24 protein-coding genes are annotated in these 24,277 nt (G+C 66.8%); 4 read left to right on the top strand and 20 right to left on the bottom strand.

The features are described 5' to 3' along the window. Positions 1-21 precede the first annotated feature (21 nt). The 3 genes from ACFWB0_RS07315 to ACFWB0_RS07305 all read right to left on the bottom strand — a co-directional run bounded on the left by ACFWB0_RS07315 (position 22) and on the right by ACFWB0_RS07305 (position 1,753). A complete protein-coding gene (locus ACFWB0_RS07315; RefSeq protein ID WP_378489773.1) occupies positions 22-1,056 on the bottom strand; it encodes a sulfate ABC transporter substrate-binding protein in 1,035 nt (344 codons plus the stop codon). A gap of 231 nt (positions 1,057-1,287) precedes the next feature. Continuing rightward, positions 1,288-1,383: an Ms4533A family Cys-rich leader peptide gene (locus ACFWB0_RS07310; RefSeq protein WP_378489772.1), complete on the bottom strand. Its 96-nt coding sequence runs from the start codon at positions 1,381-1,383 to the stop codon at positions 1,288-1,290. A gap of 136 nt (positions 1,384-1,519) precedes the next feature. After that, the gene (locus ACFWB0_RS07305; protein WP_378489771.1) at positions 1,520-1,753 is read right to left on the bottom strand and encodes a hypothetical protein; all 234 of its coding nucleotides are present in this window, start codon (positions 1,751-1,753) and stop codon (positions 1,520-1,522) included. Positions 1,754-1,820: 67 nt separating this feature from the next. Here ACFWB0_RS07305 and ACFWB0_RS07300 point away from each other — a divergent pair, with 67 nt between their 5' ends. Beyond that, positions 1,821-3,758 carry a glycoside hydrolase family 15 protein gene (locus ACFWB0_RS07300; RefSeq protein WP_378489770.1) on the top strand — a complete coding sequence of 646 codons (1,938 nt, stop codon included), beginning with the start codon at positions 1,821-1,823 and terminating at the stop codon, positions 3,756-3,758. Positions 3,759-3,797: 39 nt separating this feature from the next. Here the strand turns inward: ACFWB0_RS07300 and ACFWB0_RS07295 are convergent, their stop codons facing one another. Both ACFWB0_RS07295 and lepA read right to left on the bottom strand, forming a co-directional pair. Beyond that, positions 3,798-4,730 carry an NAD(P)H-dependent flavin oxidoreductase gene (locus ACFWB0_RS07295; RefSeq protein WP_378489769.1) on the bottom strand — a complete coding sequence of 311 codons (933 nt, stop codon included), beginning with the start codon at positions 4,728-4,730 and terminating at the stop codon, positions 3,798-3,800. Positions 4,731-4,752: 22 nt separating this feature from the next. Continuing rightward, positions 4,753-6,594: a translation elongation factor 4 gene (lepA, locus tag ACFWB0_RS07290; protein ID WP_378489864.1), complete on the bottom strand. Its 1,842-nt coding sequence runs from the start codon at positions 6,592-6,594 to the stop codon at positions 4,753-4,755. A gap of 117 nt (positions 6,595-6,711) precedes the next feature. Here lepA and ACFWB0_RS07285 point away from each other — a divergent pair, with 117 nt between their 5' ends. After that, positions 6,712-7,278, top strand: coding sequence for a type II toxin-antitoxin system PemK/MazF family toxin (locus ACFWB0_RS07285; protein ID WP_378489768.1), 567 nt, complete (start codon positions 6,712-6,714; stop codon positions 7,276-7,278). 23 nt (positions 7,279-7,301) lie between these two features. On the opposite strand, the gene ACFWB0_RS07280 is transcribed toward ACFWB0_RS07285, so the two are convergent. Next, positions 7,302-8,111, bottom strand: a complete 810-nt coding sequence (locus tag ACFWB0_RS07280; protein WP_378489767.1) for an aquaporin — start codon at positions 8,109-8,111, stop codon at positions 7,302-7,304. Positions 8,112-8,327: 216 nt separating this feature from the next. Between ACFWB0_RS07280 and rpsT the strand changes: the two genes are divergently transcribed. Next, entirely contained in the window at positions 8,328-8,588 is a 261-nt protein-coding gene (gene rpsT, locus ACFWB0_RS07275) for a 30S ribosomal protein S20 (protein WP_378489766.1), read from the top strand. Positions 8,589-8,714: 126 nt separating this feature from the next. Here rpsT and holA read toward each other — a convergent pair whose 3' ends face one another. From holA to ACFWB0_RS07205, 14 genes are all read right to left on the bottom strand, one after another. After that, a complete protein-coding gene (gene holA, locus ACFWB0_RS07270; protein ID WP_378489765.1) occupies positions 8,715-9,686 on the bottom strand; it encodes a DNA polymerase III subunit delta in 972 nt (323 codons plus the stop codon). Then, positions 9,683-12,085, bottom strand: coding sequence for a DNA internalization-related competence protein ComEC/Rec2 (locus tag ACFWB0_RS07265; RefSeq protein WP_378489764.1), 2,403 nt, complete (start codon positions 12,083-12,085; stop codon positions 9,683-9,685). The genes holA and ACFWB0_RS07265 overlap by 4 nt, the downstream gene beginning before the upstream one ends. Beyond that, positions 12,082-12,957: a helix-hairpin-helix domain-containing protein gene (locus ACFWB0_RS07260; protein ID WP_378489763.1), complete on the bottom strand. Its 876-nt coding sequence runs from the start codon at positions 12,955-12,957 to the stop codon at positions 12,082-12,084. Before ACFWB0_RS07260 ends, ACFWB0_RS07265 begins: the two co-directional genes overlap by 4 nt. A 97-nt stretch (positions 12,958-13,054) precedes the next feature. Then, complete coding sequence (locus ACFWB0_RS07255) at positions 13,055-13,873, bottom strand: DegV family protein (RefSeq protein WP_378489762.1); 819 nt, start codon at positions 13,871-13,873, stop codon at positions 13,055-13,057. Between the two features lie 5 nt (positions 13,874-13,878). Beyond that, positions 13,879-14,646: a diglucosylglycerate octanoyltransferase gene (gene octT / locus ACFWB0_RS07250; RefSeq protein ID WP_378489761.1), complete on the bottom strand. Its 768-nt coding sequence runs from the start codon at positions 14,644-14,646 to the stop codon at positions 13,879-13,881. Then, on the bottom strand, positions 14,633-15,211 hold the full coding sequence (locus ACFWB0_RS07245) for a histidine phosphatase family protein (RefSeq protein WP_378489863.1): 579 nt from the start codon (positions 15,209-15,211) through the stop codon (positions 14,633-14,635). The genes octT and ACFWB0_RS07245 overlap by 14 nt, the downstream gene beginning before the upstream one ends. 71 nt (positions 15,212-15,282) lie before the next feature. Beyond that, on the bottom strand, positions 15,283-15,681 hold the full coding sequence (rsfS, locus tag ACFWB0_RS07240; protein ID WP_378489760.1) for a ribosome silencing factor: 399 nt from the start codon (positions 15,679-15,681) through the stop codon (positions 15,283-15,285). Between the two features lie 31 nt (positions 15,682-15,712). Next, complete coding sequence (gene nadD / locus ACFWB0_RS07235; RefSeq protein WP_378489759.1) at positions 15,713-16,357, bottom strand: nicotinate-nucleotide adenylyltransferase; 645 nt, start codon at positions 16,355-16,357, stop codon at positions 15,713-15,715. Positions 16,358-16,376: 19 nt separating this feature from the next. Continuing rightward, positions 16,377-17,825, bottom strand: a complete 1,449-nt coding sequence (locus ACFWB0_RS07230) for a VWA domain-containing protein (RefSeq protein WP_378489758.1) — start codon at positions 17,823-17,825, stop codon at positions 16,377-16,379. Position 17,826: 1 nt separating this feature from the next. Continuing rightward, on the bottom strand, positions 17,827-18,723 hold the full coding sequence (locus ACFWB0_RS07225; RefSeq protein WP_378489757.1) for an AAA family ATPase: 897 nt from the start codon (positions 18,721-18,723) through the stop codon (positions 17,827-17,829). Between the two features lie 35 nt (positions 18,724-18,758). After that, complete coding sequence (locus ACFWB0_RS07220; RefSeq protein ID WP_378489756.1) at positions 18,759-20,054, bottom strand: glutamate-5-semialdehyde dehydrogenase; 1,296 nt, start codon at positions 20,052-20,054, stop codon at positions 18,759-18,761. Between the two features lie 58 nt (positions 20,055-20,112). After that, positions 20,113-21,219 carry a D-alanine--D-alanine ligase family protein gene (locus tag ACFWB0_RS07215; RefSeq protein ID WP_378489755.1) on the bottom strand — a complete coding sequence of 369 codons (1,107 nt, stop codon included), beginning with the start codon at positions 21,217-21,219 and terminating at the stop codon, positions 20,113-20,115. Between the two features lie 53 nt (positions 21,220-21,272). Beyond that, the gene (locus ACFWB0_RS07210) at positions 21,273-22,397 is read right to left on the bottom strand and encodes a cystathionine gamma-lyase (RefSeq protein ID WP_378489754.1); all 1,125 of its coding nucleotides are present in this window, start codon (positions 22,395-22,397) and stop codon (positions 21,273-21,275) included. Between the two features lie 5 nt (positions 22,398-22,402). Next, entirely contained in the window at positions 22,403-23,401 is a 999-nt protein-coding gene (locus ACFWB0_RS07205; RefSeq protein ID WP_378489753.1) for an NAD(P)H-dependent glycerol-3-phosphate dehydrogenase, read from the bottom strand. Positions 23,402-23,581: 180 nt separating this feature from the next. Between ACFWB0_RS07205 and cofC the strand changes: the two genes are divergently transcribed. Then, a complete protein-coding gene (cofC, locus tag ACFWB0_RS07200) occupies positions 23,582-24,256 on the top strand; it encodes a 2-phospho-L-lactate guanylyltransferase (RefSeq protein WP_378489752.1) in 675 nt (224 codons plus the stop codon). Positions 24,257-24,277: the final 21 nt, after the last annotated feature.

Here is a 24,277-nt window from a genome sequence, read left to right as displayed (position 1 = left end):
GGTCGGGCTCTGCTTCCGGCTCTATTTCGTTGCGTTGTCGTAGATCACGGCGATGGCGCCGGTGCCGTCGGCAAAGAGTTCGTCATTGACGACGTCCCATCCCCCGAGGTCGTCGATAGTCCACAACGTTTCGGGTTCCGGGAAGTCCGCGACGAATTCCTCGGCCACTGCAGGATCCACGGGCCGGAACCCGGCTTCACCCCACAGGCGCTGGGCTTCCTCGGTGTAGAGAAAGTCGAGGAACGCCTGGGCCTTCTCCGCGTTCGCCGAACCACTGAGCACCGCAGCGGGGTTCTCGATCTTGAAGGTGATCGGCGGCGTCACATGCTCGACGGGGTCGCCGTTGCGCTCGATGAACAGTGCCTCGTTCTCGTAGCTGAGTAGCGCGTCACCCGTGCCCTGGAGAAACGTCTCGGTGGCCTCGCGACCGGACTTGGGCTGCACTTTCACGTGGTCCTGGACGAGGGCCGTCACGTAGTCGAGACCGGCCTGACTGTCCTGCCCACCATTGCTCTTCGCCGCGTAGGGGGCGAGCAGGTTCCACTTCGCGGATCCCGAGCTGAACGGGTTCGGTGTGACTACCTCGACGTCCTCACGCAGAAGGTCGTCCCAGGTCTGGATGTTCTTGGGATTGCCCTCACGCACGACGATCGTCACCACCGAACCGAACGGCAGGCCCTTGTCCGCGCCGGCGTTCCAATCCTCGTCGACAAGACCCCCCTCGACGAGTCGCGTGATGTCGGGTTCGACGGAGAAATTCACGAAATCGGCTTCGGCACCGTCGCGCACCTTGCGAGACTGGTCGCCCGAGGCGCCATAGGACTGCTGGAACACCACGTCTTCACCGGCGTCGGTCTCCTGGAATGCCGGAATCAACAGGTCGAACCCGACCTTCGGCACCGCGTACGCGTAGAGGTTGACGGTACCGCCGGAACCGTCGGCCCCCGCTTCACCTCCGACGGTATCGCTGGCACCGCCACCCGAGCACGCGGTGAGGGCAGTGGCCGTCGCGACGGCGAGCGCTGCCGCGCCGAAAAAAGTGGAACGAATCTTCATCGAGGTGCCTCCTGCAGGCTGTTCCTGACGGAACAGAGCGGACAGATCTGGGATTTCGAAAATCGGGATCGATGTCATCGCGAGGGCGCAGTGACGGGCGCCGGCCCACAGAACAGACGGGCACAACGCCGCCTGCAGAAGCTCACTGGAGAAACGACTGCAGGAGAACACCACGGGATCGCAGAACCCGGTTACCGGCGCGGCAAAACCGCTGACATCGGTGCGGGTAGATCAGCGACAACAACAGTCGATGTCGGCAACAGACGGCATGCCGACAGCAATCAGCGCCAATTCATGGCGCGCGCTGGGCAATACGGTTGCAGACACGCGGGAGACTTTAGCAGAGCTCGAACGAAGGTCCGGCAGAGAGTAGGCGCGGGAACTCTACAGAGTGAGCAACCATGCGACGATGACGAGAACGAGCAGCGCGATGAGCGCCAGGGTCACGCGCGAGCGTGGCATGTCAGCAGTCCTCCATGTCCGGTGCCGATGGTCCAGGTTTCCCGTTCCGTGGGGACGGTTCGGGCTCGCTCCGTCCCACCGCGGCGAACGCCGCGGCAATGACGCGGTCGAGCAACCATGCCACTGCACCACACAGCGGCACCATCACGATCAGCACCAATGCGGCCTGGGGGACGAACGACAGGCCCGTGAGCCAGAGTTCGAACCCGTCCCACCACGATGCGACCTGTTCCATCCCGTCCACTGTAATGCGTCAGCTCATTCGCCCCGCGTCACACCCGCTCGGGACCGATCATGGACAGATGGCCTCCACTCCGCAACTGCTGTCGGCCGTGCCGAACCGCACGCCGTTCCCACCGATCGACGACTACGGATTCCTGTCGGACTGCCAGACATCGTGCCTGGTCGCGCGTGACGGGTCCGTCGAATGGCTGTGCGTGCCGCAACCGGACTCACCGAGTGTGTTCGGCGCTCTGCTCGATCGCAGCGCCGGCCACTTCCGCATCGGACCGCACGACCGGACGGTGCCCGCTGCCCGCAGATACCTTCCGGGTGGGATCGTGCTGGAGACGACGTGGCAGACCGACACCGGGTGGATCGTCGTGCGCGACGCCCTGGTGATGGGCCCCTGGTACGACCTCCACCAACGGTCCGCCACACAACGGCGCACGCCCTCGGACTGGGAAGCCGAGCACATCCTGCTCCGCACAGTGCGGTGCGTGAACGGCACGGTCGAGTTGAACATGAGTTGCGAGCCCGCGTTCGACTACCACCGCGGTGGCACCGAGTGGGAGTACACCGGCAAGGTGTACGAAGAGGCGACGGCAGTGTGCGCGGGCGCACCGGACGAGCACCCCCGGTTGCGCCTGACCTCCAACATGCGATTGGGCATCGAAGGGCGCGAAGCCCGCGCCCGCACCCGGATGAACAAGGGCGATTCGGTGTTCGTCGCGCTGTCGTGGGGCGAGCCGTCGCCGCCGCACACGTTCGAGGAGGCCGCAGCGAAGATGCTCACCACCCAGGACTACTGGCGCGAGTGGATCACTACGGGCAGGTTCCCGGACCACCCGTGGCGCACATATCTCGAGCGCAGCGCCCTGACCCTCAAGGGGCTGACCTACTCCCCCACCGGCGCGCTCCTCGCGGCCGCCACGACATCACTTCCGGAAACACCGGGAGGCGAACGTAATTGGGACTATCGTTACGCGTGGGTCCGCGATTCCACCTTCGCACTGTGGGGTCTGTACACCCTGGGCTTCGACCGCGAGGCCGACGACTTCTTCTCGTTCATCCTCGATGTCTCGCAGGGCGCAGACGGCAACGATCATCCGCTGCAGGTCATGTACGGGGTCGACGGTCAACGTGTGCTGACGGAATCGACGCTCGACCATCTGTCCGGATACGCCGATGCCAAGCCTGTCCGTATCGGCAACGACGCGTATCGGCAACGTCAACACGACGTGTGGGGTGCCCTGCTCGATTCGGTGTATCTGCATGTGAAGTCTCGCGAGCAGATACCCGAATCCCTGTGGCCACTCCTGAGCAGCCAGGTGGAGCAGGCGATCACGCACTGGCGGGAACCCGATCGCGGGATGTGGGAAGTACGCGGGAAGCCGCAGCATTTCACGTCGTCGAAAGTGATGTGCTGGGTCGCCCTCGATCGAGGAGCGAAGCTTGCCGACATGCACGGCCAGCCCGACCACGCCGAGCGCTGGTCGGCAGTCGCCGACGAGATCAAAGCGGACATCCTCGAACACGGCGTCGACGAACGTGGCGTCTTCACGCAGCGCTACGGCCATCCGGCACTCGACGCGTCGAATCTGCTGATCCCACTGCTCCGGTTCCTCCCACCCGAGGACCCCCGGGTACGCGCAACGGTTCTTGCGATCGCGGATGAGCTGACCGAACACGGCCTCGTTCTGCGCTACCGGGTGGAGGACACCGACGACGGGCTCGCCGGAGAGGAGGGCACGTTCACGATCTGCTCGTTCTGGCTGGTGTCCGCACTCGTCGAGATCGGTGAGGTGCAACGCGCTTCCACTCTGTGCCGTCGACTGCTCGATTTCGCGAGCCCACTGAAGCTGTACGCCGAGGAGATCGATCCTGCGACCGGGCGGCACCTGGGCAACTTCCCCCAGGCATTCACCCATCTTGCTCAGATAAATGCGGTCGTCCACGTGATCCGCGCCGAACAGAGCACCGAGTCAGGGGAATTCAGGCCCGCACATGTGCGGCACTGAGCCCACACCTCATCCCGAGCGGGGTCCGAAGCAACGAGGTCAGCGGAAGCGGCCGAGCAACTCCTCGGCCCGCGCGCCGATATCACGGATGACGTCGCCGGCCGGTCGCTGCGCTCGGACGAGGCCCGCGGCCTCACCTGCGTACACGACCCCGATGTCGGGATCGTCGCCGGTGTACTCGCCGGCCAGAGTCTGCTCGTCGGCTCCACGACCATGCCACTTCTCGGTGAAGGAATTGACCAGAGCGCGGCCACCCCACCGCGCGGGCCACGGCTGGTGACGCGCTTTGTCGAAGACGTCGGTGTAGACCGTGTCGGCGCTTCCAGCGGCGATCAGCCGGTCTCGCGCGTATGCCGGTCCCACCGTTTCGGGGCTGGCCAGGAGCGCCGTACCCACCAGCGCACCGACTCCCCCGGCTGCGAGTACCGCGGCGAGCCCGCGGCCCGACGCGATACCGCCCGCGGCGAGTACCGGAAGTTCGGTGGATTCGAGCACTTCCTGGAGCAGCGGGAGAGTCCCGATCCGACCGGTGTGACCGCCCGCCTCGTGCCCCTGCGCCACCACCGCATCGACTCCGGCGGCCTCGACGATCCGCAGATCCTCGTGAGTGTTGATCTGGGAGATCACGACGGCACCGGCGTCGTGGACTCGCTGCACATACGGAGCGGGGTCACCGAACGAGAGCGTCACCACCTGTGGGCGATGTTCCAGTACGGCGTCGAGTAGCGAGTCGTCGTCGTGCAACGACCACGTCATGAGCCCGAATCCGAGAAGCCCACCACCGATCTCGCGTGCGGTGTGCGCTTGTTCCTCGAGCCATTCCGCGCTGTTGTAGCGGGCCGCACCGATCAGCCCCAGACCCCCGGCCTTGGTGACCTCCCCAGCGAGGGAACCGCCTGCCCGACCTCCCATCGGCGCTCCCACCAACGGGATCGTGACTCCAAGTTCACGGGTCAACCAGGTCTCGAGCACAGGATTCCTTTCGCCGAGCGGGCTACTTCTTGGGCTTGTCCGATGCCGCCTCGGACGACAGGGCCGCCACGAACGCTTCCTGAGGAACGTCGACGCGGCCGATCGTCTTCATGCGCTTCTTGCCTTCCTTCTGCTTCTCGATCAGCTTCCGCTTACGACTGATATCGCCGCCGTAGCATTTGGCGAGCACGTCCTTGCGGATGGCGCGGATATTCTCGCGCGCAATAATTTTCGAGCCGATCGCGGCCTGCACCGGAACCTCGAACTGCTGGCGCGGGATGAGTTCCTTGAGCTTGGTTGTCATCCTGTTGCCGTACGCAGCAGCGGCGTCCTTGTGCACGATCGCACTGAACGCGTCGACCGCCTCACCCTGCAGGAGGATGTCGACCTTGACGAGCGCGGCTTCCTGCTCGCCGGCCTCCTCGTAATCCATGCTGGCGTAACCACGCGTGCGCGACTTGAGCGAATCGAAGAAGTCGAAGATGATCTCGGCCATCGGCAACGTGTAGCGCAGTTCGACGCGGGTCTCGGACAGGTAGTCCATTCCCCCGAGCTCTCCGCGCCGCCCCTGGCACAGCTCCATGATCGAACCGATGAACTCGCTCGGCGCGATGATCGTGCACTTGACGATGGGTTCGTAGATCTCGCGGGCCTTACCCTCGGGCCAGACGGACGGGTTGGTCACGACGACGTCCTCGCCGCCTTCGAGGACCACGCGGTACACCACGTTGGGTGCGGTCGAAATCAGATCGAGCCCGAATTCACGTTCGAGCCGCTCGCGCGTGATCTCCATGTGCAGGAGACCGAGGAAACCACACCGGAATCCGAAGCCCAACGCGACCGACGTCTCGGGTTCGTAGGTGAGCGCGGCGTCGTTGAGCTGGAGCTTGTCGAGAGCATCGCGCAGAACCGGATAGTCGGAGCCGTCCACGGGGTACAGGCCCGAATAGACCATCGGTCGCGGTTCACGGTAACCGGTGAGCGGTTTCTCAGCACCTTTGCGCGCCAACGTCACGGTGTCGCCGACCTTCGACTGGCGCACGTCCTTCACACCCGTGATCAGGTAGCCGACCTCGCCGACACCGAGTCCGGTCGTCGGCTTCGCTTCCGGCGACACGATGCCCACTTCGAGCAGCTCGTGCGTGGTACCGGTCGACATCATCTTGATCTTCTCGCGCGGCACGACCCTGCCGTCGACGACGCGGACATACGTGACGACTCCGCGGTAGGTGTCGTACACCGAGTCGAAGATCATCGCGCGCGCCGGTGCATCGGGGTCGCCGACCGGCGCCGGGATCTGCCGGATCACTTCGTCGATCAATGCGGGGACGCCCTCGCCGGTCTTGCCGGAGACCCGCAGCACGTCGGACGGCTCGCATCCGATGATGTTGGCGATTTCCCCGGCGTACCGGTCGGGGTCGGCGGCGGGCAGGTCGATCTTGTTGAGGACCGGGATGATCGTCAGGTCCTTGTCGAGAGCGAGATACAGATTCGCGAGGGTCTGCGCTTCGATGCCCTGCGCGGCATCGACCAGGAGTACGGCGCCTTCACATGCTTCGAGCGCGCGGGACACCTCGTAGGTGAAGTCGACGTGACCGGGAGTGTCGATCAAGTGCATGACGTAGTCTTCACCGTCGAGCTGCCACGGCAGACGCACGTTCTGCGCTTTGATGGTGATGCCGCGCTCACGCTCGATGTCCATCCGGTCGAGGTACTGGGCGCGCATCAGCCGTTCCTCGACCACCCCGGTGAGCTGCAGCATGCGGTCCGCCAACGTCGACTTGCCGTGGTCGATGTGCGCGATGATGCAGAAGTTCCGGATCTTGGCGGGGTCCGTGAACGTGGTGTCGGCAAACGTGCTGATGTCGTGCTCCTGACTCGGGCCGGCAGCGGCCTGGGGCCGCGGTCACCTTGAAGAATATCCAAGACGCGCAATCGGGGGGTCGTCGGCTGTGCCGACGCCTGATTACACTTGCCGATCGTGGCCGGCAAGTGGATGAAGATGGGCAAGCAACTCGGACGCCTCGCGGTCGAACACGGCCCGCGGCTGTACCGGCAGCTTCAGCAGTCGGGAGCGCTCGACCGCGCGAAGGGAGCGCTCACCCAGCAGTCCGGCCGGACTGCGCCCGCACCCGTTCCGGGCCGTCCAGTCGCCTCTCACACGACGCCTACGGCCCAGCGTGCGCGGACGATCGAATACTCCCCCGCACTCGACGGCCGCGCCGATCCGGGCGAGATCGTGTGGACGTGGGTGGAGTACGAGGAGGATGCGAGCCAGGGCAAGGACCGGCCCGTACTCGTGGTCGGGCGTGAGGGAGCGACGCTGCTCGGTCTGATGCTCTCGTCCAACGGTGACCGTGACGGACGCTCCGACTGGGTCGGAATCGGTACCGGCCCGTGGGACCGCCAGAACCGCCCGAGCTGGATCCGGCTGGATCGCGTTCTGGATGTTCCGGAGGACGGCATCCGCCGCGAGGGCGCGATCCTCGACCGTTCTCGTTTCGATCAGGTCGCGTCACGCCTCCGCTCGGATTTCGGCTGGGCGTAGAAATGCGGCGGGCACCCGGCGAACTACCCGTCTACGACGCGCGCAGTCCCCTGTCTCGACCGAACGACGTCTCGGCCGAACAACAAGGTGTAGACGAGCGCGCCGAGTACACCCCCGATGAGGGGAAACACAATGAACAGCCACAACTGACCGAGTGCACCATCCTGATAGAACGCCACCGCGATGCTGCGGGCCGGGTTGACGGAGGTGTTGTCGATCGGGATGGCGATCAGGTGGATGACCGCGAGCGCGAAGCCGATTGCGATACCGGCGTTGAGCACATCGGAGATCTGGTCGGTGCTGGCAAGCACGACGAAGACCAGCAGACCGGTGAGCAGGATCTCGATGATCATCGTGGCGCCGATACCGTAGCCGTTCTCGAGGACTCCACCGAGCGGCCCCTCGATCGCGGACGGACTGTGCGCACCCCAGCCGTTCGCCCCTAGACCGTCGGCCGCCCGATCGTAGGACGGCAGCGACGACGCCACCGCGAAGATCGTGATACCGGCGACGAGGCCACCCACGACCTGAGCAATCCAGTATCCGACGGCGCGGACGGGCGTGACGTGCCCGACGATGAGCTGCCCCAAGGTGACGGCCGGGTTGACGTGACAGCCGGAGATCGGGCCTATCGTGTAGACGAGGAAGAGCAGCGTCAGACCGAATGCGAGAGCAACTCCGAGGTTGCCGACCTTCGCGCCGGCAAACACTGCGGTTCCGACCGCGGAGAAGACGAGCACGAAGGTTCCGATTGCTTCGGCCACGCATTTCTTGAGATCCGAGAAGTCCCCCGGGCCGAATTCTTCGAGGGCCGTTTCACGTTCTGCGGTCATGTGACCAGTGTCACGCGGACGTGAGCGGCGCGTAGCCGAATCGGCCCAAAGATGTGAGACAGCCGACACCCGTAGCGGATGGACTGCCGGAAATGTGGTGGATCACCGCGGGATCGGTTTGGGAATTGGCGGGCGTCGCTGGTATCGTCGATCGTCGTGCCCTAGTGCACCCAGAGCTTTCCTATCAACTACCAGCAAGACGACAGGATATTACGCGTGGCCAACATCAAGTCCCAGGTGAAGCGGATCCGCACCAACGAGCGCAGCCGGCTCCGGAACCAGTCGGTGAAGTCGTCGCTGCGTACCGCGATCCGCTCCTTCCGCGAGGCTGCGGCCGCAGGCGACAAGGACAAGGCCGGCGAGCTCCTCGTCTCCACCAGCCGTCAGCTCGACAAGGCAGTCAGCAAGGGCGTCATCCACGCCAACCAGGCTGCCAACAAGAAGTCCGCTCTCGCGAAGCTTGCCAACAAGCTCTGAGCCCTCAGCTCCGAGGTAGAGGACGCAAGCTCTGCTGAACGAAGGCCGCACCCTTTCTAGGGCGCGGCCTTCGTTCGTGCAGACGGACGCTCGGTCGAGTGACGAAGCTCGATCGGTGACGAACCGTCAGGCGACCAGTTCTGAGATGGTACGTACGGCGGACTCCACGGCGTAGTCGGCATCGGCCGCCGCGCCCTTGACGTCGGCGTTGAGCGCCGCGACCACACCGAGCGCGATCCCGATCGATTCCGGTGCCCACCGCCGCGCCTGCCCCTGGGCCTTCTTGACCTTCCACGGCGGCATCCCGAGACCCGACGCCATCGAGAACGGGTCTCCGCGCCCGGCCGACCCCACTTTGGCGATGGTGTGCACGGAATCGGCGAGGGCATCGGCGAGCAGGACGTGCGGGACCCCCCTGTGCATCGCCCATCGCAGCGCTTCCATTGCGCCCGCGACATCTCCTGCCACGGCCTTCTCGGCGACATCGAATCCGGTGACCTCGGCCTTGCCCGAGTAGTAGCGTCGGACCGCGTTCGCGTCGATCTTGCCGCCGGTATCGGCCATGAGCTGACTGCACGCCGCCGCGAGTTCGCGCAGGTCGGATCCGACCGCGTCGATCACCAACTCTTCGACATCGCCCGCCACCCGCACGCCTGCCACCTGGAATTCCTCGTGCACGAACGCGCGCACCCACTTCGCGCGCTCCCCCGCCTTCTCGGGTGCCTGGCAGTCGTGCTCCTCGGCACCACACTTCCGCAGTGCCCCCACCATCGCCTTCGTGCGTCCGCCCCCGCTGTGCAGGATGACCAGGGCGACCCCTTCGGGAGGTGCCGCGGCCGCGTCGAGAATCAGGGCCGCCGCATCCTTGCCCGCGTCGGCGGTGGATTCGAGGATCACGACCCGCTCCTCCGCGAACAGCGAGGGGCTCAGGAGCTCGGCCAATTCGGGGACGCCCGCATCGCCGGCGCGCAGCCGCGACACCGGAAGGTTGTTGCCGGCGCCGCTCCGGGCACGCACGTCCGCGATGATCTGTGTGACAGCGCGGTCGACGAGGAGTTCTTCGTTGCCGAGAACGAGATGCAGAGGTGTGTCGCTCACGGACCGATCGTGCCACGTGAGTCCGACACGACGGCCAGTGCCCCGGAACCGGCCCGCACCACCGCGACGTCGCCGTGCAGGTCGGTGCGGAGCACCCGGGAGCCCATGTCGTTCAAGACCTCGACGATCTCCGGATGTGGATGCCCGAACGAGTTGTCGCGTCCCGCACTGATCACCGCGACCCGGGGTCGTACCGCAGCCAGGAATGCCTCCGACGTCGTTCTCGAGCCGTGGTGGGGAACCTTGAGGACGTCGGCGCGCACGTCGACCCCCGTACGTATCAACGCGTCGAGAGCCGGCGCCTCCGCGTCCCCCGGGAGCAGGATGCGCCCCACCGTCGTCTCCGCAACCAGCACCAGGGAAAGGTCGTTCTCCGAGTCACCGGACTGCCCCACCGGAGGACCGAGGACTCGGATCGTCACCGCCCCGAGGTGCAGTACTTCCCGAGGCATCGTCTCCCGTATGTTCACTCCGAACTCGGCAGCCGTGTCGATGAGAGCTCCGGCGGCGTCACGGGACACCGCACCGGGACCGACGACCACCTGCCCCACCTGACGACCCTGCAGCACTCCGCGCACTCCGCCCATGTGATCGGCGTGCAGGTGCGAGACGATCAGCACCGGAACCGCATCGATGCGCAATCGGCGCAGACACCGATCGACCGGCGTGGCCTCCGGCCCTGTGTCGACAACCACCGCGCTCCCGTCGCCGGTCGCGAGCACCACTGCGTCGCCCTGCCCCACATCGCACGCCGCGAACACCCAACCGGGTGACGGCCAGCCGGGCGCGAACAGACGTACGGGAATCCACACCACGAGGGTCGACACCAACACGACACCGGCGATCGTCCGCATTCTCCTGTAGCGCAACAGAACACAGCCGACGAGTACGGCGCCACCGATCACCGCTGCTCCCGGGATTCCGTCCGGCAGCGATAATTCCGCCGAGGGCACCGACGCCGCCCGCGCGGCGACGGTCAGCAGCCACCACAGCATCGGCGCTGCCCCGCGTGCAAGGAACTCCGCGACGCCCGGAACCACCGGGGCACACAGCGCGACCACCGAACCGAGGACGGTCAGCGGCGCGAGCACCGGGGTCACCAGAACATTCGCTACCACCGCAACGACGCTGACGGTTCCCGTCGCTGCAGCGAGGATCGGTGCGGTCACGATGTACGCCGCGCACGACACCGCGCATACCTCGGCCACAGCGCGTGGCCATCCATGTGCCTGCAGCCGGGCAACCCACACGGGTGCGATGAGCACGAGCCCGGCCGTGGCCGTTGCGGACAACGCGAATCCCACATCCACCGCAAGATCCGGCCACACCAGCATCAGTATTCCGATCGCCGAACAGAGCGCAGGCAACGCCTGCCGCTGCCGCCCAACAATGAAAGCAAGGAGTGCGACCGCGCCCATCGCGGCGGCGCGCACCACGCTCGGCGACGGACGGACGACGATCACGAACAGCACCAACGCCGCACCTGCCAGGAAAGCCCCCGTCCGCGGGCCTATCCCGACGAACCGGACCAGAAGCAGGACCGCGCCGAGAAGGATGCTCACGTTCGCGCCCGACACCGCCGTCAGGTGCGTCAGGCCGGCCACCCTGAAGTCCTCGCGTACGTCGTCCGGGAGTCGACTCGTATCGCCGACGATCAGTCCGGGAAACAACCCGGCTTCAGAAGGGCCGAGCGCATGTGCGGACACCCCGGCGAGATCGTCGCGAACGCCTCCGGCCCATTCTGCAAGGGCGGAGGGCTCCTCCATCGCACGCGGCGGTCCGTCGGCCCGAATCACCGCGACCGAGGTCCCGGGGTCCATACCTCCCGAGGACCTGTTCTCGGACACCTGTCCTCGTACGGTGACCCGTTGCCCCGGCAGCAGATTCCGCCAACCGTCGGAGGGAGCGAACACGAGCGCGGCACCCCCGACCGACATCGATTCCCTGCCCAGCGTCACGTGCCGCACAGCGACGGGGATGCGCACCTGTGGCTCACCCCCGAACGGCGAATTCCGTACCGCCCGTGGATCGTCGGTCGGTTCCACGACCGCGGTGACCCACGTCCCCGTCGGCGCCGTCGCGAGCGGATGATGCTCGACGAACCACATCCGCATCGCGACGGCGCCGCCGAATCCCGCAGTGACGACGAGAACCGCGAGCACCGCCCGCACCACGCCGTCCCGTGTTCGCGAACGCCCCCTGCGCCTTCGCGAACACAGACTTGCAGCCTTCTTCCCCAGACCCCTCACCCTCAGTCCGCCGACCAGCACCCCCACCACCGCAACTGCAGTCACGAGCACCGAGATCCACCAACCCGAATACAGGCCGACCAGAGTCACTGCCCCGGCTGCGACGGTGCACGGTAGGAGTCGGGCGTCGACGGTGGCGGGTGCGGTCACACGGTCACCAAGTCGCGTAGACGAGCCAGCCGGGCGGGGCCGATTCCGTCCACCTCCGAGAGTTGCGCGACGTCGGTGAACGGTCCGTTGTCGCGCCGCCACGCAACGATCGCCGATGCGGTCACCGGCCCCACTCCCGGCAACGCATCCAGAGCAGATTCATCGGACGTGTTGAGATTCAACGGGTTCCGACCGACTTCCGCCGCACCACCGGAATCAACCGCATCATCTCCTCCGGTCGCGGACACCGCGCTGCCCTCGGGAACCGGGTGCGGCGGTGCCATGCCCACGAGGATCTGGTCGCCGTCGGCCACCCGCCGAGCGAGGTTGAGGCCGAGTAGGTCGGCGCCCTCACCTGGCCCACCCGCTGCGTCGAGTGCATCCGCGACTCGCGCGCCCTCCCGGAGGTGCACCAACCCCGGCTTCGCGACGAGTCCGACCACACTGACCACCACCTCCGCCGGCTGCTCCGGAACCGGGGCATGGGACGACGTCGCGACCACTTCGACGGTGGGCAGCGGCGGAACGGCCTCGGGCACGGGGCGATCCCGCCACACGACGACAACTGCGACGAGTACCGCTACCAGGGCCACCCCGGCGAGTGCCCTACTGCCGCCGCGGCCGGTATCCCATCGCGCGGCGCGCATCCGTTCGAGCACGCTCTGCGGCCCGGCTACCTCACTCTGACCGGAGTGGCCACTGGGGAGGTCGTATTCGTCTGTGTCGTCGGCGTACCCGAGCCTTCCGACGCCGACGCTCCCGGAACTGTCCCGAGAGCCGCTGCGGGAAGGTGCCGACTCGACCCGTCCGATCACGTCGGCCCGCGCGATCGCATCCAGCCTCGTTCTCGCGAGGTCCCCGTCGCTGCCCATGCCGTGACGCTAATCCCGTCACGGGCGTGGAATCGCCAGGGAACGGCTGTGACGGCAAATCTGTGGATGGATCGTGCGGCTGTGGATAACCGTCCGTTCAGCGGCGCGCGACGACGACCCCGAGCGCACCCGGACCGACATGGGCTCCGAGCACTCCGTCGATCTCGGTGATGAGGAGTTCTGCCGCGTCGGGTATCCGCTCGGCGAGTTGCTCCGCGAGCAGGCGTGCACGCTCAGGCGCCCCACGATGGTGTACCGCGAGGAGCGGAGCCGGGCCGGCTTCGGCGACGATGCCGTCGACGATCTTCGTGATCGCTTTGGTCATCGTCCGGGTCTTCTCGCGCAGCACCAGTTTTCCGTCGACGAGATGGAGGACCGGTTTCATCGCGAGGGCCGTGCCGAGCAGTGCGGTGGCCGTGCCGATTCGGCCGCCGCGGCGCAGATGGTCGAGTCGGTCGACGACGAGCAGCGTGCGTCCGGAGGCCGCGACCTCGACGGCTCGCGAGTACACGTCGTCGAGTTCGGCCCCCGTTTCGGCCGCTCGCGCCGCTTCGAGTGCGGCGAATCCCAAGCCCATCGCAGTGTTCTGGGAATCGATCAGGCGTACCTGATCGCCCAACGAGTCGGCGGCGTGTTTCGCGGCATCCCAGGTACCCGACAGCAACCGGGACAGGTGCACCGCGACCACGCCGTCACCGTCGCTGTCCTCGAGGGCACGGGTGTAGACCTCGACGAGTTCGGCCGGCGACGGTCCGGACGTGGTGACCCCCGACAGATCCTCGGGAAGCTCGTCGATGCCCTCGCGAAGGTCTCGTCCGTCGGCGATCACGTGCAGCGGAACGATCCGGATGTCGTATTGCTCGGCCATCCTCGGATCGAGACAGCACGACGAATCGGTGACCACCACTACTGACACGGCACCTACCGTATGCCGTCCGCGGCGGGTTGCGCATCCGGACGGGCCATCCGCACCGCGGTGATCATCGCGTCCGCGACCCTGCGGTGGCCTTCCCAACCCCAGTGGATGCCGTCGGGGTTCGCGTCGTCCGAGAAGATGTTCTCCCGTACAGCTTCACCCAGATCGACAAGGGGAACGGACTTTTCGTCGGCCCACTGTGAGATCGCCCGGGTAGCGGGGCGACGCCCGCGGTGCACTGACCTGTACTGCTCACTGTCGTGCACGGAGGGCAAGGTTCCGATCACCGGCAGGTCTGGTCGCATGTACGCGAGCGAATCCCGGATGGTTTCGAGGTATTCGACGCTCACACCGGGAGGAAGAGCCACCGGCCATCCGAGCGGCGACAACCGCGGCTGGGCCCAGCCGTACGCGGTGCGCACGACCCGTCGCAGCGAGGCAGGTCGGAGATACCGCATGCTTTCCCGCAGGGCCGTGGGCAGCGGCGACGGCAGCGTGTCCATCCCGCCGACGGCGAGCACGACCGCACCGGCGCGTGGGATCGCTGCCCACACGCGAGGATCCTGCGTCATCGCCCACCACGCGTCGCGGGTCGTCCAGCCGATACGGGCGATCAGCTCGACATCCCAGCCGAGCGCCTCCGCCGTGATGTTCGGCCAGATCCGCGGATCATCCGCGGGCAGGCCGCCTTTCGGTCCGTAATAGCTGAGGGAGTCGCCGATCACCAGCAGTGTGGGTCGCGGCGAGGCCACTCCGGGTTCAGAGGACGTCATCGGGCGACACCGTTGCCGACGCGTTCCACACATCCAGACGCCAGGACGGCACATCACCGTAGCCGCTGAGCTGCACCCAGCCGGTGTTCCCGAGCCCCCCGAGAACCGGCCATCGATCGACCGGAAGATCGAGCATCGACGCGGTCAATGCAGCGATCAGCCCTCCGTGGGCGACGAGCACGATCGGCCGGTCGTTCCACTGCTCGTGCTTGGCGAGCAACTCGTCGACGACGGGCCTGCTACGCGCTGCAACGTCGACGCGGCTCTCGCCGTCCGGCGGCGCCCAGGTCGCGTTGCCGCGCCACTGTGCCCGCGCACCCGGTCGGCTCACATCGACGTCGGTGTGGGTCAGGCCTTGCCACTGCCCCAGGTGGGTCTCACGCAGCCGCGGATCGATCTCGACGGGCAGACCCGCCCGGTCCCCGATCGCCATCGCGGTGTCGTACGCACGACGCAGATCCGACGACACGATCGCGATCGGATCGAAGTCCGCGACCGTATGGGACACGGCCAGCGCTTGGCGACGACCGAGTTCCGACAGGTCGGTGTCGAGCTGGCCCTGCATCCGGCTCGTCGCGTTGTACTCGGTCTGTCCGTGGCGCAGCAGGATCAGCCGCCGCACCCGCACCGGCGCACTCACTCACCCTCCGCATCGTCCGTGGCCGAACGCGGTCCGGCGACGCCGTCGACCGGCACCGTCGGGCAGTCCTTCCACAGACGTTCGAGGGCGTAGAAATTCCGCTCCTCCTCGTGCTGGACGTGCACGACGACGTCGATGTAGTCGAGCAGGGTCCAACGGCCCTCACGAGTGCCCTCCCGACGGACGGGCTTGTGGCCGGCGTCGCGCAGCTTCTCTTCGATGTTGTCGACGATCGCGTTGACCTGGCGCTCGTTGGGCGCCGAGGCGATAACGAAGCAGTCGGTGATCACCAGCTGCTCCGACACGTCGAGCACCACGACGTCGGTCGCGAGCTTCTCGTCTGCGGCGAGGGCCGCGATGCGGGCCATCTCGAGGGCTTCTGCCGTTGCGCTCACTGGGTGCTCTTTCTCTCGGTGTTCAAAAGGTTCATGATGGTGCGTCCACGTAGAGGTGACGCTTACTGATGTACTGCACCACACCGTCCGGAACGAGGTACCAGACCGGACGATGATTGTGGACTCGAGTGCGGCAGTCCGTCGAGGAGATCGCCAGCGCCGGGATCTCGACGAGGCTCACCGCCTCTGATGGAAGCCCTTCGAGGTGCGGTGCCAGGTGCTCGACGCTGAGGTCGTAGCCGGGGCGGGACACCCCGACGAAACGTGCGAGATCGAACAACGTCGGCCAGTCCTGCCACGACAGGATCGACGCGAGCGCATCGGCGCCCGTGATGAAGTACAGCTCCGACTCCGGGTACTTCTTCCGCAGGTCGCGGAGGGTATCCACGGTGTAGGTCGCGGTGCCGCGGTCGATATCGACGCGACTGACGGTGAACTGGGGATTGGACGCTGTCGCGACCACGGTCATCAGATACCGGTCTTCCGCGGCGCTGACCTGACGTCCGGTTTTCTGCCAGGGCTGCCCGGTCGGTACGAAGATCACCTCGTCGAGACCGAACCTGTCGGCGACCTCGCTGGCGGCAACGAGGTGCCCGTTGTGGATAGGGTCGAAGGTACCGCCCATGACGCCAAGGCGTCGCGGGGACACCGGGTATCGGTCGGATGGCTGAGGCACGGTTGTCCAGCTTACGTGGTCAGACCGGCAGCAGAGCGGCCACCACCTCGGCCAACTGTTTCGCCGAGCGACATTCGTGCATCGTGATGACCTCGCCGTACACTCGCGCCGCCGAATCTCCGGAGCCCCATTGCCCACGCGGCTCGGGGTTGAGCCAGTGCGCGTGCCGCGCCACCTGGACCATGTGACCGAGGGCGTCGAGGTTGGGGTTGCGATAGTTGTTCCGCCCATCGCCGAGAATCAGCAGGGAACTGCGGCTGGTGAGGCTGTGGGCGTGTTTCTCGTTGAAGGTGGCGAAGGCATTGCCGTAGTCGGAGTGGCCGTCGTACGTGATCAGCTCCGCTTCGCGCAGCATCTGCGACATCGCTGTCCCGAGGTCGATGCCTGCCGTGAAGTGATGGGTCACCTCGTCGGTGGTGTCGATGAACGCGAACACCCGGACTCTGGAGAACTGCTCGCGAAGCGCGTGTACGAGTAGCAGGGTGAAGTGCGAGAACCCCGAGACCGAACCCGAGACGTCGCACAGCACGACGAGTTCCGGCCGGGCCGGGCGCGGCTTGCGGTTGATGAGGTCGATGGGCACACCGCCTGTCGACATCGACTTGCGTAGCGTCCGCCGCAGATCGATGGCGCCGGCGCGGCTCCGGCGCCGGCGTGCTGCGAGGCGGCTTGCGAGGAGCCGCGCGAGCGGCATGACCTGGCGACGCAACGCGACGAGCTCCGTGTCGGAGGCACGCAGGAAGTCCACCTCTTCCGCGAGTTTGGGAACCCCGTACTTCTCCACCCGCTCGCGACCGAGCTGTTCGGCGGTACGGCGACGGGTCTCCCGTTCGATCATCGCCCGGAAATCGGCGATACGTCGTGCCGCGGTCTGCCGCGCGACCTCGGTCTCGTAGTCACCGGAGTCGCGGTCGTCGCGCGAAGCATTGCCGAGGAGCCCTTCGAGAATCCGGGTGAGCAAGGTTTCCGGAGAAACGTCGCGCAGTGTCTGGTATGCCGAGAAGGACGGTCCGTTCGACGACTTGTACTGACCGAGCTCGTCGACGAGCTGTGCGGTGAGCATCTCGGTCGTGGCGAGGGCCTCCGCGGAATCGTCGGCGAGAAGCTCCGCGATCAGGTCGCGCACGGCCTCGAGATCGATCTCACCCGACGGTGTTCGGGGCAATGTGAACCCGGCACCGTCGGCACCGCGTTGCCCGATCGCCGCGGGGAACCACAGATCGAACAGCGCATCGAATGTCGGTCGGTGGGTGGACCGGCGCAGCAGTGTGCACGCCAGACCCTCACGGAGCATCTCCCGGTCGAGCAGGTCGATCACCGTCATGACCTGGCCCGCATCGACGGTTTCGGATGGACCCACCGCAATACCGCGCCGACGCAGCGATTCGACGAATCCGACGAGATGACCGGGAATTCCGTGCGGCGCCCTCAGCGTTCCGCCCGAACCGGATGTCGGTGCCCCGGTCATGTCAGTTCAACCGGAGCTCGGCGGCCGCACGATCCTGATCGGACCGGTGCTTGAGGACAACTCCGAGAGTGGTGCGTACGGCCGCATCGTCGAGGGTGTCCATACCCAGCGCAAGCAGCGTGCGGCCCCAATCGATGGTTTCGGCGACCGACGGCACCTTCTTGAGCTGCATGCCGCGCAGCACGTGGACGGTGCGGACGAGTTGTTCGGCGACGGCCTCGGACAGCTCGGGGACCCGGCTCGCCAGGATGCGTCGTTCGAGGTCTGCGTCCGGGAAATCCAGGTGCAGGAACAGGCACCGGCGCTTGAGGGCCTCGGACAATTCGCGGGTCGCGTTGGAGGTCAGGACCGTAAACGGCTTGCGGGAGGCCTGGATGGTGCCGAGCTCGGGAACCGTCACCGCAAAGTCGCTGAGCACCTCGAGGAGCAGCCCCTCGATCTCGACGTCGGCCTTGTCGACCTCGTCGATCAGCAGAACGGTCGGGTCGTCGCGCCGGATGGCGGTGAGCAGCGGACGCGACAGCAGGAACTCTTCGGAGAACACGTCCTCCTTGGTCGAATCCCACGATTCGCCTGCCGCGGCGTTCGCTCCGGCCGACTGGATGCGCAGGATCTGCTTCGCGTGGTTCCACTCGTACAGCGCGCGGGATTCGTCGACGCCCTCGTAGCACTGCAGCCGGACCAGTTCGGCACCGGAGGTCTGTGCGACGGCGCGCGCCAGCTCGGTCTTGCCGACACCGGCGGGGCCTTCGATGAGCAGCGGCTTCTCGAGCCTGCCGGCGAGGAACACCGACGTGGCGGTGGCCTTGTCGGCGAGGTATCCCGTCTCGGCGAGCCGGTCAATCACATCCTGGACGTCCGCGAAGATCGGCGGAGTGGTCGGCAGCGCACGATCCACGCTGTGTCCTTTCGTCGTGCTGATCGGGCGGGGCGTCAGGCGGGGCGCGTGTGGCCGTCGCCCCACACCACCCACTTGGTGGAGGTCAGTTCGGGCAAGCCCATCGGGCCACGGGCGTGCAGCTTCTGGGTGGAGATTCCGATCTCGGCACCGAACCCGAACTGCTCGCCATCGGTGAATGCGGTGGAAGCATTGACCATGACGGCCGCCGCATCGACCCGCGCGGTGAACTCACGAGCCGCGGCGAGGTCGGCGGTGACGATGGCCTCGGTGTGGCCGGTGCCGTACCGGTCGATGTGATCGACCGCGGCATCGAGATCATCGACAACCGCGAGCGCCACATCGAGAGTGAGATATTCCTCGGCCCAGTCGTTCTCGGTTGCGGGAACGAGTCCGGGCAGGTCGCCGTGGACGGTGACACTGTGCGACTGCAAGACCTGCAGGAGCTTCGGAACGGCGGTGTCGGCGATGGCCTTGTCGACGAGGATCGTCTCGACGGTGTTGCACACGCTGGGGCGACGGGTCTTGGCGTTGACGACGATCTTCTCCGCCATCACCAGATCGGCGGCGGAGTGGATGTAGACGTGGCAGTTGCCCACGCCGGTTTCGATGGTGGGCACCGTCGCGTCGCGGACCACCGCCGAGATCAGGCCTGCACCGCCACGCGGAATCACCACGTCGACGAGTCCGCGGGCCTGGATCAGGTGCGTCACCGACGACCGATCGGCGCTCGGCAGCAACTGCACGGCATCTTCGGGCAGTCCCTGAGCGGCGAGCGAACTTCGCAGCGCCTCGACGAGCGCCGTATTCGAGTGGACCGCAGACGACGAGCCGCGCAGCAACGCCGCGTTGCCCGACTTGAGGGCGAGCCCGAATGCATCGACGGTGACGTTCGGGCGCGCCTCGTAGACCATGCCGACCACGCCGAGCGGTACACGGAGCTGGCGGAGCTCGAGTCCGTTGGGCAGAGCGCTGCCGCGCACGACTTCACCGATCGGGTCGGGCAGCCCGGCGACCTGCCGCAGACCTGACGCGATGCCCTCGACACGGGCTTCGGTCAGGCGCAGCCGGTCGAGAAGCGATTCATCCGTACCGCCCGCACGCGCGGCGTCGATGTCCGCGGCATTGGCCGCGAGCACCGCGTCCGACGCGGCAAGAATCGCATCGGCGGCCGCGTGCAATGCGGCATCCTTCTGCGCGGTCGTGAGGAGGGCGAGACGCCGGGAGGCGACACGGGCGCCGCGGGCGGCAGCGTGCACCGCCTCGCGAGTGTCGATCGCCTGGGCTTCCGCGGAATCGGATGCGGTGGAGTCAGGGGTCACGGCAGTCATGGCCACAGCGTAGTCGCGATGGTGACCGAGCCGACAGGCAGCTCGGTGCGCGGCGAGCTCAGCGCAGCCCGGTGCCCCGCGCAAGAGCCGTGCGGATCAGGGTGGACACGAGCTCACGGTTGTCGATGCCTGCAGCCTCCCACATCCGCGGATACATCGAGATCGAGGTGAACCCGGGCATCGTGTTGATCTCGTTGATCACCGGCCCGTTCTCGGTGACGAAAAAGTCCACACGCGAGAGCCCCTGGCAGTCGAGCGCACGGAATGCGCGCACCGCCAGGTCGCGGATCTCGTCGGATACGTCGTCGTCGAGCTTGGCCGGGACATCGAATTCGCACACGTCGTCGAGGTACTTGGTGTCGAAGTCGTAGAACGCTTCGTGGTTGCCCGAGGCATCGGGCATCCGGATCTCGGCGACGACACTCGCGCGGACGTCCCCGTCCGGGAACTCGAGAACACCGCATTCGACCTCGCGGCCGACGACAGCCGATTCGACGATGACCTTCGGGTCATGCCTGCGCGCCTTTGCCACCGCGGCATCGAATGCCGGCCAATCCGTGACACGGCTGATACCGATCGACGATCCGCCGCGTGCGGGCTTGACGAACACGGGCAGACCCAGACGGTCTTTCTGCTCGCCGGTGAGCGTCGCGGTGCCGGGTCGGAGTATCACCTGGAATCCGACCGGAAGACCCTCGGCGGCGAGCAGCTTCTTGGTGAACTCCTTGTCCATGCCTGCGGCGCTGGCGAGCACCCCCGGGCCCACGTACGGGATTCCGGCGAGTTCGAGCAGACCCTGGATCGTGCCGTCCTCGCCGTTGGCGCCGTGCAGCACGGGGAACACGACGTCGACCGACGAGAGAACATTGCCGAATTCGTCCTCGCCGAGGGCGACGAGGTCGCCGCTGCGGGTCGGGTCGGCGGTGAGCACCAACGAGGACCCGGTCGGGTCGACCACCGGCAGTTCACGCCCGGCCATGACGAGCTGTTCGGGGTCGGTGTGTGCGAGTACCCAGGATCCGTCGACGGTGATCCCGATCGGGACGGCTTCGTAGAGGTCGGGATCCAGATTTCGTAGGACGCTTCCTGCCGATACGCAGGAGACGGAATGTTCGTTGCTGCGGCCGCCGAACACGACAGCCACCCGGATGCGGGGGTTACTCACGGGACACACCGTACCGGTAAGGGCGGTCTTCGCCCCAGCCGGTTTCCCGTCGTTCACGAGGCTCGCAGCGCCGCATCAAGATCGGCGAGAAGGTCCTCGGTGTCCTCGATACCGCACGACAGGCGCACGAACCCCGGAGCGACCGCGTCGCCCCAGCGGGCGCGCCGGTCTGCCGTGGTGTGGATTCCTCCGAAGCTGGTTGCGGAGACGATCAGCTCCGACGACCGCACGAAGCGATGGACGGCGTAGGCGTCGTCGAGCCGGAAGGTGACGAGGGGACCGAACCTGCGCATCTGCGCGGACGCGACCGGGTACGCGGGGTCGGTCGGCAGACCCGGATAACGCACGTATGCGGCCGCAGGGTGTTCTGCCAGCATCCGCGCGATCGCCAGTGCATTCGCGCACTGCCGCTCGAAGCGCAGACCCGCCGTCCCCAGGCTGCGATGGGCGAGCCAGGTCTCGAACGGGCCCAGCACGGTCCCCGACAGCAGCCGCTCACGATCGAGCGGCGGGAGAAATGTGTCCTCGCGCACGGCGATGTACCCGAACAGTAGATCACTGTGTCCGCTGAGCGATTTGGTGCCACTGGCCACCACGACGTCGGCGCCGAGGTCGAGTGGTTGCTGACCGAGCGGGGTGGCCGTGGTGTTGTCGACGAGCAGGAGCGCACCGGCCGCACGACACGTCGCCGCGGTCGCCGCGAGGTCCACGGTGTCGAGGCCCGGATTCGACGGAGTCTCGACGAGGACCACCGCGCCCGCGGGCGCGTCCGCAAGCGCGGCGCCGAGGGTGCCGTCGCCGAACTCGCGCACCGACAGTTCGTGCACGGTCGCACCGAACGGCGCGAGGCAGTCGCGCGCATACATGCGCACCTGGTAGTACCCGTCCGACGGGACCACGACCATCCCGCCGGGGCGCGCGAGCGCCCGGAGCGCGACGGTGATCGCGGACATTCCGGAGCCGACGACACGGGCCGCGGACGCACCCTCGAGTGCCGCGAGTGCCCGTTCCAGATCGCGCCATCCGGGATTCGACGCCCGCGCGTAGGTGTCCACGTCGGCGAGTTCGTCCTCACCGAGGCGATACGGTGCCGCGAATACCGGACCCGGCCGCAGGGGTTCACCTGGAACACCCTCTACAGCAACAGCTTTCACGCACCGCGTCGAATCGCCGGGCATCGGGATCACTCGGGCTTCACACGGCGACCGAGCAGCAGCCCGATCGCGTCCTGAACCGACATCCCCTCATGGCACACGCGATGCACCGCGTCCGTGAGGGGCATCTCGACGTCGTAATTGGCAGCGAGTTCCCGCACCGAGGTACAGGATTTGACGCCTTCGGCAACCTGACCGTGCGTGGCCTCCTGTGCGCTCTCGAGCGTCCCGCCCCGACCGAGCCGTTCACCGAAGGTCCGGTTGCGCGAGAGCGGCGACGCGCATGTGGCGACAAGGTCGCCGACCCCCGCCAGGCCCGCCAGGGTCGCCGGCTTGGCCCCGAGCGCGGTTCCGAGACGGATGATCTCGGCCAGACCGCGGGTGATGATGCTCGCAACCGTGTTCTCCCCCAGCCCCACACCGACCGCCATGCCGCACGCCAGTGCGATGACATTCTTGCAGGCGCCGCCGATCTCGCACCCGACCACATCCGTGTTCGTATACGGACGAAAGTAACCTGTGGCACAAGCCTTCTGGATTTGCATGGCGCGTGTGGAATCGGGGCAGGCGATCACGGTGGCGGCGGGTTGGCCCACGGCGATCTCGCGTGCGAGATTCGGTCCGGACAGCACCGCGATCCGATTCCGGTCCGCTCCGGTGACCTGACCGACCACCTGGCTCATCCGCATCAGGGTGCCGCTCTCGATCCCTTTCGCGAGACTGAGAAGCGTCACGTCGGGCGCGATGTCGTCCCGCCACTGCGCGAGATTGACCCGCAGCGTCTGGGACGGGACCGCGAGAACGACGAAATCAGCGCCGTCGAGCGCCACCCGGTGATCGGCGGTGGCCGACAAGGTCGGAGGCAACTCGATACCGGGAAGATAGTCGGGATTCTCGTGCCGGTCGTGGATGGATCGCGCCATCTCCTCCCGTCGAGCCCAGACGGTCACGTCGGTACCCGCCTCGGCGAGAACCTTCGCGAACGCCGTCCCCCATGAACCCGCCCCCAGAATCGCCGCTTTGGTCACACGGTTCCCCTCATCGTCTCGTTGTGCTGTCGCCACGCTGCGCTGTCGTCTCGTCGCATCACAGTCCCCGCCGCGTACGTCTCCACCACGGGTGCGTCCAGTATCGCCCAAGCCGGGTGCGCACACCGCGAGACGGGACGCCGGAGTGCATCCGGCCGGGGAACTGGCAGAATCCCGGGCATGACCGCTGTGCACGTGCTCGTCCCCGTCAAGGCCTTGGGCCTGGCGAAGACGCGGCTCGCGCACGCCCTCGAACCGTCCACACGCTCCGACCTGGTGATCGCGATGCTCATCGACACCCTCGCTGCGGTCGTGGGGCTTCCCGAAACGGTTGCCACCGTCGTGACGTCGGATCCGGTCGCCACCGAGGTCGCGTTCGCACATGGCGCCCAGGTTCTGCCCGATCCCGTACATCGTGGCGAGTCGGACCCTCTCAATGCAGCGCTCGGCTTGGCCGCGAGACGCATTCGCGCGGAGTCCCCGGGAATCGATCTCGTCGCACTCCAGGCGGACCTTCCGGCGCTGCGATCGTCGGAACTCACGACCGCACTCACCGAAGCGCGGTCGTTCGGCACGGCGATCGTCGTCGATCACACCGGCGATGGAACGTCCGCGTTGTTCCAGTGCAGACCGGATCGTCCACTCGAGCCGATGTTCGGCATCCAGTCCGCACGACGGCACATCCGATCCGGAGCACGGGCACTGACGGACCCCTTGGACGGCCTGCGCCTGGATGTCGACACCCTCGACGACCTCGAGGCCGCCGTCCGACTCGGCATCGGAGACGCCACGAGCCAGGTCCTCGACCGGATCGGATTCCTGCTTCCGGAACGAGCACCTGGTGTCCGCCGCTGAGTCACGGGGCCACGATGTTCC

This window comes from Rhodococcus sp. NPDC060086, from assembly GCF_042730275.1.
Classification (GTDB): Bacteria; Actinomycetota; Actinomycetes; order Mycobacteriales; family Mycobacteriaceae; genus Rhodococcus.
The sequence above is the reverse complement of the archived record's forward strand: the minus strand, read 5'-3'. Positions and strand labels throughout refer to the sequence as shown.